General features: G+C 44.2%; 9 protein-coding genes. 2 read left to right on the top strand and 7 right to left on the bottom strand.

Annotation, left to right across the window (positions count from 1 at the left end; genetic code table 11):
- Positions 1-48: 48 nt before the first annotated feature.
- The 6 genes from ACFFJH_RS08555 to ACFFJH_RS08530 all read right to left on the bottom strand — a co-directional run bounded on the left by ACFFJH_RS08555 (position 49) and on the right by ACFFJH_RS08530 (position 7,400).
- On the bottom strand, positions 49-492 hold the full coding sequence (locus tag ACFFJH_RS08555) for a hypothetical protein (protein WP_390211671.1): 444 nt from the start codon (positions 490-492) through the stop codon (positions 49-51).
- Entirely contained in the window at positions 492-2,540 is a 2,049-nt protein-coding gene (locus ACFFJH_RS08550; protein ID WP_390211670.1) for an integrase, read from the bottom strand. Before ACFFJH_RS08550 ends, ACFFJH_RS08555 begins: the two co-directional genes overlap by 1 nt.
- Positions 2,537-4,084 carry a site-specific integrase gene (locus ACFFJH_RS08545; RefSeq protein ID WP_390211668.1) on the bottom strand — a complete coding sequence of 516 codons (1,548 nt, stop codon included), beginning with the start codon at positions 4,082-4,084 and terminating at the stop codon, positions 2,537-2,539. The genes ACFFJH_RS08550 and ACFFJH_RS08545 overlap by 4 nt, the downstream gene beginning before the upstream one ends.
- 3 nt (positions 4,085-4,087) lie before the next feature.
- The gene (locus ACFFJH_RS08540) at positions 4,088-5,353 is read right to left on the bottom strand and encodes a tyrosine-type recombinase/integrase (protein ID WP_390211666.1); all 1,266 of its coding nucleotides are present in this window, start codon (positions 5,351-5,353) and stop codon (positions 4,088-4,090) included.
- Between the two features lie 133 nt (positions 5,354-5,486).
- Entirely contained in the window at positions 5,487-5,993 is a 507-nt protein-coding gene (gene ssb / locus ACFFJH_RS08535) for a single-stranded DNA-binding protein (RefSeq protein ID WP_390211665.1), read from the bottom strand.
- 156 nt (positions 5,994-6,149) lie between these two features.
- Positions 6,150-7,400, bottom strand: a complete 1,251-nt coding sequence (locus tag ACFFJH_RS08530; protein WP_390211664.1) for an MFS transporter — start codon at positions 7,398-7,400, stop codon at positions 6,150-6,152.
- A gap of 361 nt (positions 7,401-7,761) precedes the next feature.
- On the opposite strand from ACFFJH_RS08530, the gene uvrA reads away from it, so the two are divergent.
- Together uvrA and pth are read left to right on the top strand one after the other, a co-directional pair.
- Positions 7,762-10,629 carry an excinuclease ABC subunit UvrA gene (gene uvrA, locus ACFFJH_RS08525; RefSeq protein WP_390212388.1) on the top strand — a complete coding sequence of 956 codons (2,868 nt, stop codon included), beginning with the start codon at positions 7,762-7,764 and terminating at the stop codon, positions 10,627-10,629.
- Between the two features lie 95 nt (positions 10,630-10,724).
- A complete protein-coding gene (gene pth, locus ACFFJH_RS08520) occupies positions 10,725-11,303 on the top strand; it encodes an aminoacyl-tRNA hydrolase (protein ID WP_390211663.1) in 579 nt (192 codons plus the stop codon).
- Positions 11,304-11,433: 130 nt separating this feature from the next.
- On the opposite strand, the gene ACFFJH_RS08515 is transcribed toward pth, so the two are convergent.
- On the bottom strand, positions 11,434-14,220 hold the full coding sequence (locus ACFFJH_RS08515) for a TonB-dependent receptor plug domain-containing protein (protein WP_390211662.1): 2,787 nt from the start codon (positions 14,218-14,220) through the stop codon (positions 11,434-11,436).
- Positions 14,221-14,576 lie beyond the last annotated feature (356 nt).

Below are 14,576 nucleotides of genomic sequence, written 5' to 3'. Positions count from 1 at the left end.
TTGCAAATTCAATTTGAGGCACGTATTTTGAGATAGATAAACGTAACTTCATTTCTTCTTTTTTTCGATAGTCCGTTCTCGATCAACGCTAGGAAGTGGAGAATTCAAATAGTTCTCACTAAGTCCTCTTAAGTGTGCGTTGTATGCCCAACGTACAAATTGTTCAAAAAATTGATCATTTTCGAATTTCAATCTTGCATTCTCAGCCTCTAACCGTTCATATCTATCCAATAATGCATTTGATTCAGTCGGCGAAAGGTCACGTATCGGAACAATTCCTAGAGTTTTATTCATCCTTGCCTTCGCAAGCGAGTAAGCGTTCTTAATGCGCGAATGTCTATCTAGACCCTGCCTTGTATACAACACCTTAGTTCGTTCCTCAATGGCCTTTATCAACAGATCCCATGTCAACTTTCCAAACCAACCATCAAGAATCCCAACGATCACTTCAAGTAATTCAGGGTCCAAATTTTTTGCGCGTGTTTTCGACATTATTTTTCCTTCTTACTTGTCCCTGTCGAGGCAAACGATGATTTACGGTTTCTGTGAAATTTAACCACCGCTTCGCCTCGGTCTTCCATCGCCTGTGATATGCGAGAAACAGTCGGTAGGTTAGATAATTGAACGACAGACCCAATTGGTATAGCTGGGTTTTTCAATATGTCACATAGTTGCATTAAGCGAGTCGCTATTTGTTGATGATGGTCCATCCAACGGTCTGCACCATAATAACCATTATTCTTAGCGAGCTCAGCCTTCGCCAATAAAACCTTTGACTCTTCAAAGCGCCGACGAACAAATTCTGTTTTTTCCTGATCTCCTTTGACACAAACATGCTCATTGCAATTGATACAGTCTGCAAAGAGTTCACACGGCGACATCGTGTAGTCATGTAGGCAAAATCCAAAATCTGTTGTGTGCGCTGTAGATATCTTTAACCGCGCAAATTCGTCTCTAGAAATAGGGATGTTTCGGGGCAATTCTGCAATGGGCAAATGGTGACTCGATGATTCGCCTATAAGCGCACGAACCTTCACTACCATTTGATCTGCGGTGACATGGTTATAGGCATTATTTTGTCGGATATCGATACGTCCGGACCATTTCGCAATATCGAGCTGAGTCAATCCGCCAGATTGAGCAAGTGTATTGAGGTAGTGACGAAACTGATGTGTTGAAACACGAATCGGTTCTCCATTGTCCTCAAAAAAACCGAGCCGATCAAAGATAGATTCAAAACCAAATTTACTCCTTGCCCCGAATGCGGAGTTAACTTGATTGATGGTGACTGGATCAATCATGCAACGGTATGTTGCTCTATTTGAGTGTGTCTCGTTTTTCCGAGTCAAGCACAAAATTTGAGAGTATCGCAAGTGAGTAGCACGATTCAAATATGGAAAACCCTCCGGCAATAACTTCACCATCACTTGTGCAATATCAGCCATAACGACACTTCCGTTCGAAACTGATACGCCATTCGAGACGCACCATTGCCGCACTGTTGGCTTTGATATACCTGGGCGAATCCAGAGTATTTCACCAAGTTCTGCCAGGCTCAAGCTTTCCTTACCCGCAAAATGTCGAAGCCCATCAGGCAAATATAGTTCATCCGGATTCGTTTCATACCATTGAGCAATTTCGCGAGCAGGTGCCGTAATCTCCTTGATTCGACTTATTGCTAGAGACACCACCGGAGCCATCGATGGTATGATCCACTTCACCATCGGATCCGCCCCCTTCGCCGGCCACCATCGAAGTCCGTAGGCAGTAGTGCCATCAAACAAACTATCCGAGACCTCGCAGTCAATTGGAAGTGATAGAAGTTCACCAATACGATCAGGTGCTGAACATAAAATAGCAGCAACGGAAGAATATAGAACGTCGGGAAAAGATGTCGCTAAATGAAACGCTTTAGGTAGTGCATCCAAAGCAGCCTCTGAGGGTAACTTACCCTGTCGTTCATCATCAAAAATCTTTCCCACCTTAATCGTATCTGATGGCCTCCGTGTTGGAGAACTCCATTGAAAGGGCATCGACGCTAGCTGATTTTCGACAATGAATTTTGCGATTAACTCGAGCTGGATACTGACGCGATAAGCGGTTGTCTCAGTGAGGCTTTCACTAATTATCGCAGCAGCACGATTAAGTACTGCCGCATTCACTTGTGTCGGATCATTCGATCCAAACTCAATTAGAGCCGCATCAAGCGCACGCAATGCAGAAACTCGAAACGCTGGATTCAACGTTGGTCGAAGCGAATGCATATAACGGACATATGATTTAGCGAACGAACAGAATGGTTCTTCCATTTGATCAGGCCTGGATGAATCCACAGTCGCTTGACTTGAGAAAAAAATACGAACCCGTTTACGTCCATGACCTTTTATACCAAGATATTCGGTTATATCCCAAGCGATATCGTCAAACGGAAGATTCGCTCCAAAAATGGAAAGCTCTTCCCTAGCGACATTTACAAGCGCACACAAATTCTCTTTTGCTTCCAGCTCCTTTTTTGGCGAGAAAATTTTCAAATTATTCATTGAACATTTCCATCATTGCTCAAACTTCCACGACAAAGTCTGACTACCTGAGCGACTGCCAGAATAGTTCGATCATTGATAGACGCAATTCGTTCATCTGTACTTTTTAATTGGCGTTCACGTTCCTCTACCAAATAAGTGAGCACCTTCTCATGAGGGCCATCAGACCAAGCTTGAAAACTCTTACAAGTGTAACAAGCGATCGGCACGTGAAAATGGCAAGAGCCATGGCGACCGCAATTGCCCATTGGCTTAAAATCTTCATTGAAACGAGGATCTACAATGCGACTACTTGGATCATTGCCACGTAATGCGTCTCGTTCGTTGTTAATAAGAGTTCCTTTAAACGCTCGAGCCAACGGTGCTAATTTCAATGAAATTGCCTCATCAATTCTCTCAATAATTTCAGGCGTGGCGCGAACATAGACGCCCACACTTTGGGTATCAGTGTGATCAAGAAGCTCTGCGATGATTAATTCGCCGTGCCCTTCTTTTGCGGCACGAGTACCTATAGTTCGACGAAATCGTGTAGTAGTGATATTCAGTTGTTGACCAGTTCGCTCGGACCAGACCTTTAGGCGATCTAAAGTTTTCGTCACAGATTGCGCTAGTACCTTACTCGTTTTGTGATACTTAAATTGTGGGGGCTGATTAAGATTACTTCTGTGGGTTGGAAACAAGGGTGCCTGCCGAGGGTCTTCTAGTAATTTTACAAAACCTTCCCTAGTCAAGTTTGCATATTGATAGAGAAGTTCTCCAAAGTCAGAAGTAATGACCCTATCAGTAAAATCCGCTCGACAATCGGCTGCACCTTGTTTCACTCGCGGAATTCTTAAAACATATTCCAGTCTGCCAGCTTCAACTTCGCAAACAAATAAGTCACATACTTTTAAAAGAGCGAACTGCCTACTTCGTTGTCCCAACAGAATGAACAAATAAACCAGTACAAAGTCCTCGAGCGAAACGGAGCCATTCGCATATGCATCATTTAAAGCGTCACGGATTGCCTTCACTTCGATATTTGTAAATGGACCATTATTAGCGTCCATGGTAAGTATCGCTTCGCCCTTAACTGATCCACGCAAACGAATTTGATCTAAGAAAAGTATCGCATCTTTCGAAACACCAGGAATTTTAAGCTCATACCATTTTTTAAAACATGAAACTACAGCTCCAAGATACCACTCATCTCGAAATGATAAGGACGCTCTATAATTCATTAGATCCTGAACTAATATTTCTTCTATCTCATTGTGACTTTCAGAAACGAATCTAAGAAATCGTTTTATATTACTAAAATGAGTTGCAAGTTGACCTGGTGAGAGGTTTTCCGAATACCAAATGAGAACACGTTTGATAGACAGAACCAATGCAGGCGAAACTTGAGCGGGAAGTAGCTTAAAATTAAAACTAAAGGTTTCTACACCATCATGAAAACTCCACCGTGTTGATCGAGGATCGAACGCAGATCCCCTTAGCGTCCGAACAAGTGGCGGCAAGAAATCATCGACATCTTGAGCTTTCTGAGACGAACGAATATCCATTCATCATTCTCCATTGAGAATTTTGTTCTGCATCGCAACTGATACGCGTTTTGCTTTTTCTCGCACATGCCGACGGGAATAGGTGGCTGCCGAACCAGAAGTAGGAGACCACCCCATCAAGAAAGAACGCATAGACTCTTCATCACCCTGCTTCAATTTTAATTCATCGACTTCTTTAGAGAAATTATCGTTCCAGGTATGGCGTAAAACGTGCGCGGTTAGATGTTCAAAATAATCTGGTGCTGAATTCCTAATATCAGAGAAAATTTCATTTATCACGCTAAGCGATAGCGGTGAGCCTTTGCGATCAGAAACAAATAGAAATGGATGTGCTTGGGATCCATCGATCTCAGAACGACACTTTGTAATGTAATTTAGAGTCATTGAAACCAATGACGAAGATAAGGGAATTTTTCTATCGCGTGTTTTGACAACTGGCTGGTGAAGTCTAGGATCTTCTTCGTCATCAGCTCTTCGTGCAATGGTTACGGTGTCTCCTCGGAAGTTGATGTCAGTTATCTTTAAATTCAATAGTTCTCCTCGACGTATTCCTGTATGAAACAACCAATAAATGATCAATTGATTTCTGATCCGGACGCGATCTGATTTCCAAGGATTTTGTTCACTATCTAAATGTACCGTTTCAAACAGTAATTTTATTGTCTGAGGATCTGCACCTTCACGCTGACCGATTTGGTTTCGTCTCCTAGAATTTGAAACTCTCGCATTCAACCCGATCCTGAGTTGCTCCCAGGATTCGTGTGTGTTTTTTCGAACACGTTCGGTCAATCGAGCAGCACGATCCATCGTTAACCAACCAAGGAAATCCCGTATGGCATGGATTCGATTAACAGCGGTTTGAGCTGAGATATTCGGAGCAAGTTTATTTTCTTGTTTATGCCTAAAATTAACTTTAATCACAGATTCTTTTGAATGAGGCGCTCCAACCATTGTGATCGACGTCAAGAAAAAATCAACTGGCTGCTTACAAATTTTTGTCAATTCATCCAATTCATAACCCAGAAGTAATTGACCACTATTGATTCGCTCATCTAAATCAATGCATGAACGAAGCAAAAACAATTTAAGCACAATAATGGCACGTAAATGGTGAATGATAGTATTCGTTGCTTTATTCGTCGCACGCAATTGCGTCAGAACATAGACCGTAGAATCGAAATCAGGTTGAGAAGTATTTGGATCAATCAAAACCGGAAATCTCTCTCCTGATCCAAATTTCAACATTCGGATTACAAATGGATTCTTCATTTTTGTTTACAGTTATCTTTAGCCATTAAGCTACAGAATAACGCAACAAACTATAAAATAGTGTAAACAAAGAAAAACGGAGCTATATCTATAGCTCCGTTCAACTTGTTTACACTTATATTTTTATTCCAGCCTAGAACGGAATATCTTCATCCATATCAGAGAAATTCGGCGCTGGACGTTGCGCTGGAGCTTGGCGTGGTTGCTGCACTGGTGCGCTGTATTGTTGCTGTTGACGTGGAGCTGGAGCGCCGCCACCGTAACCGTCATCATCCATCGGTGCACCACCACCACCGCCCATACCCTGGCGACTGCCTAGCATTTTCATTTCGTCGGCACGAATGTCGGTTGCGTATTTTTCTACGCCGTCTTTGTCGGTGTATTTGCGAGTACGCAAGCTACCTTCAATGTAAACCTGTGAACCTTTTTTCAGGTATTGACCAGCGATCTCGGCTAATTTGCCAAAGAAAGTAACGCGATGCCATTCGGTCGCTTCTTTCTTTTCACCGGTTTGTTTGTCTTTCCACGATTCTGTGGTTGCTACTGCAATGGTAGTCATTGCATCGCCACTTGGCATGTAGCGGGTTTCTGGATCACGTCCAAGATTACCAATAATCAGAACTTTATTTAGTGATGCCATTTATGTGTCTCCTACTCTCAAATCGGCAAGCTTATCAATCCAATTCTGGATCCTTAATGCCTGCCTTTAATTTATCAACGTAACTCGCGTGTTTCAATAGATCAAAAATGCTTTCCATTTAGGAGGACAAATTTGCTTACTGCGTTTCCAAGAATCTTAGCTAGGCGTGCTAACGACATCGCTAGATTTGTCAGAATCCGGTTTGCTGGCGCGCTTAGGCAGTTCCGGCATCCGGCTTGCGATTATAAGCCAGATCAGGGACAAAACTGCAGTAAATATGAAGACGGAACTGGCGCTGATATGTTGTTTCATCCAGCCGCCGACAAAACCGCCGCAGGCTAAGCCCAGCGCTTGCAAAGTGTTATAGACACCCAGAGCAGCGCCTTTGGCTGAAGGTGGCGCTAGACGAGAAACTAAAGAAGGCTGACTTGCCTCTAAAATATTGAATGCTAGGAAGAAAGCAAATAGCATCGCGATCAGCATCGTGGTGTTTTCTAGGAAGCCCCAAAAACCCAATTGCACCAACATCAATAATGCAATCGACCAGACAAAAACCTGTTTCATTTTGCCACTACGTTCGCCACGCATAATTGCGAATAACATGACGAAGAAGGAACCAAATACCACGGGCAAATAAACTTCCCAATGCTTATCAAGCGGTAAGTGCGCATATTGCACCAAGGCCGAGGGAACAACGACAAACATGGCGACCTGACTTAGGTGCAATACGAATACGCCTAAGTTCAAACGCATCAATTCCGGATTTTTTACTACTTCAATGAGGGGCACTTTTACGACAGGCAATGAGGGTGCATCTGGCGTAATCCATATCACTACCGCTATCGCGGCAATCGCCATGATCGCCGTCAAAATAAAAATGCCATCCATGCCTATGCGTTGATACAAGACTGGCGCCAACACTAAAGATAGGGCAAAACTAATACCGATAGAACCGCCCACCATCGCCATCGCTTTCGTGCGGTGTTCTTCACGTGTCGTGTCGGCCAGCAAGGCAGTAATCGCCGCAGAAATCGCACCAGCGCCCTGCACTGCGCGTCCGATCAAGATGCCCATCACCGTGTGCGACATCGCCGCGATCACAGCACCTAGCGCAAATAAAATCAGGCCAACAATAATGACAGGCTTACGACCATATTTATCGGAAGCGATGCCGAACAAAATCTGCAAACAAGCTTGGGTTAGACCATAAATTCCCATCGCCATGCCGACTAAAGCAACATTGTCACCATCTGGCAAGGTTTTGGCATGAATTGCAAAAATTGGCAGTATCAAAAACAAACCAAACATGCGTAGCGCAAAAATCGATGCCAAAGAGGTACCCGCCCGGATTTCAGAAGGCGACATCTTGTTTGAAGCTGATGGTGAGGCGAGCGGTTGTGAGCTCATAGGCGTTGCGCTATTCATAAGGCTTTTTACAACAAAATTTTTACAGCAAAAACTGAGTGCTTGCGCCCGCAACCATGATTCTCGGGACAATTTAATTCAACACTCGCGCTTATTTTTGAAAACCCGTTATAGTATCAGGTTGCTCGCTTTTCATTTCGAAATGCGACTCAGAATTGCATTTGTTCGATTGACTGAGATTAAATTCCATCTAAAAAACGGAAAATATCGTGAATTGAATCAATATTCTTTTCTTTATTGCACTTAGAACCCATTCACACGCAGGAATTGTTTCATGACCACTAGCAAAACTAAGAAGTCCCTCAAGTCCGCACCGGCAGAAATCGAATTCGATCAGGTGGACATGCCGCTCCCCAAAAAGGATGCGATCCGGGTTCGTGGTGCGCGTACGCATAATCTGAAAAATATCAATCTCGATTTGCCACGTAATAAGCTGGTCGTCATTACGGGCTTATCGGGTTCTGGCAAATCCTCACTGGCTTTCGATACTTTATATGCGGAAGGCCAGCGCCGTTATGTGGAATCCTTATCCGCTTACGCGCGCCAGTTCTTGCAATTGATGGAAAAGCCCGATGTCGATCTGATCGAAGGCCTATCACCTGCGATTTCGATTGAGCAAAAAGCGACTTCACATAATCCGCGTTCGACAGTCGGTACCGTGACAGAGATTCATGATTACTTACGTTTGCTGTACGCACGCGTTGGTACACCCTACTGCCCCGATCATCCTGAAAACCCTTTAGCTGCGCAATCCGTATCGCAAATGGTCGATGCGGTGTTGGCAATGCCAGAGGACAGCAAGCTGATGATTTTGGCGCCGGTGGTGTCGAATCGCAAAGGCGAACACGTCGATTTATTTGAGCAAATGCAGGCACAAGGATTTGTACGCTTCCGCGTGCAAAGTGGCACGCATGCGGCGAAAATTTACGATGTCGATGATTTGCCAAAACTCAAAAAAACTGAGAAACATACGATTGACGTAGTGGTTGATCGCGTCAAAGTCAAAGCCGAAATCAAACAGCGTTTGGCAGAATCATTTGAAACTTGCTTGCGTATCGCTGAAGGTCGCGCCTTAGTCGTTGATATGGATAGCGGACACGAGCAATTATTCTCGAATAAATTTGCCTGCCCGACTTGCGGCTATAGTTTGCAAGAACTAGAACCTCGTTTGTTCTCATTCAATAATCCTATGGGTGCTTGCCCTGAATGTGATGGACTTGGTCACATCGAATTCTTTGACCCTAAGCGCATCGTCGCTTTTCCGAATTTGTCCTTAGCGAGTGGTGCAGTCAAAGGCTGGGATAGACGCAATCAATTCTATTTCCAGATGTTGTCAAATCTGGCAGCCTTCTATGATTTCGATCTTGATCTGCCGTTTGAACAATTGCCAGAAGCGGCGCAGCAAGTCGTCTTGTATGGCTCCGGCAAGCAAAGTATTCCTTTTACTTACGTGAATGAAAAAGGTCGCACCGTCATTAAAGAACATAGCTTTGAAGGCGTCGTCACCAATTTGCAAAGACGATATCGCGAAACGGATTCGATGGCAGTCAAAGAAGAATTGGCGAAGTTCATCAATGAAAAAGAATGCCCATCCTGTCACGGCGCACGTTTACGCGTCGAGGCGCGTTATGTGAAGGTCGGCACAGGCAAACAAGAGCGCGCGATTTATGAAATCAGCGCGATGCCATTGCGCGAAGGTATGGAGTTTTTTGGCAAGTTAAAATTAACGGGTGCCAAACGCGACATCGCTGATCGCATCATTAAAGAAATCAGCTCTCGCCTCACTTTCTTGAATAACGTCGGTCTCGATTATTTGTCTCTTGATCGCAGCGCAGATACTTTGTCCGGTGGCGAAGCGCAACGGATTCGTCTTGCCTCACAAATTGGCTCGGGCTTAACCGGTGTGATGTATGTGTTGGATGAACCATCTATTGGCCTACATCAACGTGATAATGATCGATTGATCGGCACGCTCAAACATTTGCGCGATATCGGCAATAGTGTGCTCGTTGTAGAACACGATGAAGACGCGATTCGTTGTGCTGACTTTATTGTTGATATGGGAATTGGTGCGGGTGTGCATGGCGGTGAAGTGATCGCCCAAGGTTCACTTGAGGATATCATGCAAAGCAAGCGCTCATTAACGGCGCAATATTTGTCGGGCGACTTGGCGATTGAAGTACCGAAGAAACGCACCGCATTTAATCCCGAAAAGCAATTCGTGATCGCTGGCGCCACAGGCAACAACTTGAAAAAAGTCACAATGAAATTGCCAGTCGGCTTGCTCACTTGCGTGACGGGTGTGTCTGGCTCAGGCAAATCAACCTTGGTCAACGACACTTTGTATTTGGCCGCATCACGTCATTTGTATGGTTCGCAAACCGAACCCGCTGCATTTGAAAGCATCAGCGGTCTTGAACACTTCGACAAAGTCATCTCAGTTGACCAAGCGCCTATCGGCCGTACACCACGCTCGAATCCTGCGACCTACACTGGCTTATTCACTCCAATACGCGATTTATTTGCGACCGTACCGGTTGCCAAAGAACGCGGCTATAGCGCCGGACGTTTCTCGTTCAACGTCAAAGGCGGGCGCTGCGAAGCTTGCCAGGGTGATGGCGTGATCAAAGTCGAAATGCACTTCTTACCTGACGTGTATGTTCCTTGCGATGTCTGTCACGGCAAACGCTACAACCGAGAAACTTTAGAAGTGCAATACAAGGGTAAAAACATCCACGAGATTTTAGAAATGACGGTGGAAGACGCACATGAATTCTTCAAACCAGTGCCCTTAATCGCCCGCAAATTGCAAACCCTGTTAGATGTCGGTCTGGGTTATATTCGTCTCGGACAAAGTGCCACCACTTTATCCGGCGGTGAAGCACAGCGCGTTAAATTGTCCTTAGAATTGTCGAAGCGCGACACAGGACGTACTTTGTATATCTTGGATGAGCCAACCACAGGTTTGCATTTCCACGATATCGCTCTGCTGTTAAAAGTCATTCATCGCCTGCGCGATCAGGGCAATACTGTGGTCATCATTGAACACAATCTCGATGTGATTAAAACCGCGGATTGGATTGTGGATATGGGACCAGAAGGCGGTGCCGGCGGTGGACGAATTATTGCGAGCGGCACGCCGGAAGATGTCGCGGCGAATGAGCATAGCGTTACTGGGCATTATTTGTTGCCGCTGTTGAAGAAGAAGTAAAATTGTAGGGCGGGTGCAACCCGCGCCGCCCGCACATCGAGCGACCGTGCGGCGCGGGTTTCACCCGCCCTACGGAAATAGACCTTAAAATTATTATGAGCATCAAACTAATCGTAGGCTTGGGAAATCCCGGCCCTGAATATGAGCAAACCCGCCACAATGCAGGTTTTTGGCTGATCGATCAACTTGCGGGTAGTAGCTTGCAACGCGATAAAAATTTCAATGCCTTGGTCGCCAAGACACGCATTGCGGGTGAGGAAGTTTGGCTGTTAGAGCCACAGACTTTTATGAATCGTTCTGGACAATCCGTTGGTGCACTCTGTCGTTTTTATAAAATCGCACCTGAACAAGTATTAGTCGTGCATGACGAACTCGATATCGCTCCGGGTTTAGCCAAGCTGAAAAAGGGCGGCTCATCGGGTGGGCACAACGGCCTGAAAGACATCACGGCGGCTCTAGGCACACAAGACTATTGGCGCATGCGCATCGGCATTGGTCATCCACGTACTTTGAATTTGCAGCAAGGTGTTGCTGATTTTGTTTTGCATAGACCACGTAAAGAGGAACAACCTTTGATTGATGAATCAATTGCGCGTGGTTTGGAGATTATTCCTATGCTGATCAAGGGTGAATTTGCTGATGCGATGACGAAATTGCATACCATCGCCAAATAAATATTCCTTTAAATTAGGCATGAGTTAAACATAAGTTAGGCATAAAAAAACCCGTCGCACAAATCGTGCCACGGGTTTTTTTGTATTGAACAGAGCTCACACTCTGTTCAGATTTCAAACACTGACTTAATTAGAACTTGTAAGTACCGTTCAAATAGAAAGTACGGAAGTTTGGAGCCCAACCGCCACGCCAGCTAGTTGGGTTCTCTGCACCAAACACATTACCCACAAAGAAATTGAGTCTAGTATTTTTAAAGCCAGAGTATGTCAAGCTGTAGTTAGTTGTGATACCAGCATCAATACGTGCACAAGTTGCCAAATACTCAGCTGCTACTTTTTGTGTTGCGCAGTAAGTTGGAGAATCCAAGCTGTTTGCGCTATAGCCGCTAGCATAGTTAACGATTACGGCATTGTCCCAGTTGCCTGTTTTCAATGCTGCAGTCACTTTCGCACCTAACTGCCCGCCACGATCATATGTACCAACCGTGTTCTTATTCCATTTGCCATCAGCGACACTATATATTTGGTAGTTCATCTCGTAGTTACCATCGAGATTCACACGCAAAGTACCTACGCCATCAATCTTGAAATTTGTTTTAACATCAAAGTCTAAGCCAGATGCACGAGTTTTACCGGAATTTACGTATGGGTTATACACCAAACCAAGTTTTCCAATATTTTGGAAGTTAATCGTATTAGTCGGGGCATACTTCTTCACCAACGCCAAAAACTCATTGTCTGTAGCGGAGTTATCCACACGTGTCAACTGACCTGCTGGCAAAGATGCTTCACCTTTAAGAATATCCGATACCAAACGTATACCAATTTCATCTTTACGTTCGATATTGTAATAATCAATACCGAAATTCCATTGTTTGGACGGCGCAAATACCATACCAAAAGTGTATGAACGTGAAGTTTCAGGTTTCAGATTTGGATTAGAAGAAACAAAAGTGGATAAACTAGATGAACAATCAGCAGTACGATAATTATTCGCCAAAGTTTTATCGCCAGTCGTTGCCGCAGGATTGTTTTGGACCAGATTGTTTAAGTCGACAGCGATTGGACAACGACGCAAATCATTAACGCCATTAGCGACCGAGCTACGCCCCAAACCATTACCTGATTCAACGATGTTTGGCGCGCGGAAGCCGCCGGATGCCGTAGCACGTAACAACAAACTGTCTGTTACTGTGTAGCGCAAGCCAAGTTTTGGAGAAAGGTGAGCATCGAAGTCACCTTGTTTATCGGCACGCAATGCAACGCTTGCTTCCAAGTTTTTCACGACAGGAATAGTCGCTTCAGAGAAGATCGAATATTGATTGCGTGTATCTTTTACTTGTAAACCAGAAACCGTGACCAATTCACCATTCAAGACATTGTCTGAGCTCTTCATTTCATAGGCTTCGTGACGGAAATCAGCACCTACCGCGAATGACAATGGACCTGCTGGCAATTGCATCAATTCGCCAGTCAAAGTAGCATCCAAGAAAGTAATCGCAGATTTGCCCTTCGTCGTACGGACTGGGAACATAGAATTCAATAGCGCTGGGTCATTTTGCTTACCAAAGACATAAGTTTTATTGATGATCGCGTCAGTATAACCTTTTGCACTAGGTGAACGAGTTACCTTATCGGCTGTCGCTTCCATATGACCGAAAGCAGACTTCCAATCGTAGTTACCTAAAGAGCCTTCCAAAGCCAACATTGCACGATATTGATCGGAGTTAGTCTTATTGAAGTTAAAACCATTGCCAGTGTCCATCAGACGAGCGCGATATTCAACTGGTGTGGTATATGGATTACTTGGGTGTCCAATTGGCAATTTAGGGTAATTGAATGGACCAACCATTTTGCCAGCATTCACGTTATACCAAACACTATTAAGAGTGGTTGAAAAAGTAGCAAATGGTGCCAAGATGTAGGAATCGTAGGAACTAGAGTAAGTGACTTCAAAATTTGCATCAATGTCTGAGCCAATTTTAAAACGTGTGTTACTTGCCAAGGCATAACGTTCACTGTTAGTGGTTTGCCCAGAGTACGGCAAAAGATCCATCTTACATTGCTTATCAGTTGGATCAATATCGCTTGCTGGGCAACCAGGTGCCGCTACGATGTTGGTACTGCTAAAGAAATAGTTACCTGTTGGAGAGTATTGACTCTTCGCATCCCAAGTAGAACGGCCTGGTGTCAAACGGTGCCAATCTGGGTACAGATTGCGCATTTCACCAGTGGTGTAGCCATCACGTTTATTACCTTCGATCGTCAAATAAGTATTGAAACCATCTTTAGCCACATCACCGTAACCATAAATCGCAGAAACATTGCTAGTACGACGATCTGACAAATTCTCGGTTGTTGTGTAGCCAGCTTTGATTTGCGCACCTTGGTAGTTCTTACGCAAAATGATGTTAATTACACCTGCAATCGCGTCAGAGCCGTAGATAGCGGACGCGCCATCCTTCAATATCTCGATACGGTCAATAGAATCTGAAGCAATTGCATTCAAATCCGTGAAATTTTGTTGTGCATTATCAGACAAACCATAAGGTGCGATACGACGACCATTGACCAAAACCAAAGTGGCAACTTTGCCCAAACCGCGCATACCAACAGCTGACGCCCCCGTTGCAAAACCACCAGAAGAAGTAGATGCGGCATTCAAGCTAGTACCCACCGCGACGGAATCGGTGAGGATGCCCAAGGCAGTAGTAGCACCCGTGCGTTCAATGTCTTCACGCGTCATGATTTGAACAGAGGCTGTAGTCTCTGTGTTTGTGCGTTTGATGCTGGAACCAGTGATTTCAATTCTTTGAACTTTTTCTGGGGCTTGCTGAGCGAAAGCTGGTGCAAACGCTACCAGTGTGTTAACCACACCAACAGCTACCAGAGCTTTAGTCATCTGTTTGAGTTTCATATTTTCTCTCTCGTGTTTATTGAAAAAAATTTACATACTGCGACAAAACAGGGCAACTTCTCCCCTCCCTGCCCATCAATTATGAAATAATATTTTCATTATTAAGGTAAAGCAACTCGTAATAATACAAGAATTTACATTTTGGACGTAAACATCTTTTCTCTTTAATTGAGCAGTGATGTATAAATGCCGCACTTATCATGGTAAAAATGAAAATTTAATTTCAAAAAGACATTTAAAGTGGTATTAACAGCAAAATTTTCTTGATTTTATTTACAAATTCACGCACTTATTTTCTTTTCAGAAAATAAGTAAAAAATGAAATAAATTATTCATAAGTCATATGTTTAAAGCAC

It is taken from the genome of Affinundibacterium danionis (genome assembly GCF_042432465.1).
Taxonomy (GTDB): domain Bacteria; phylum Pseudomonadota; class Gammaproteobacteria; order Burkholderiales; family Burkholderiaceae_D; genus Undibacterium; species Undibacterium danionis.
The sequence above is the reverse complement of the archived record's forward strand: the minus strand, read 5'-3'. Positions and strand labels throughout refer to the sequence as shown.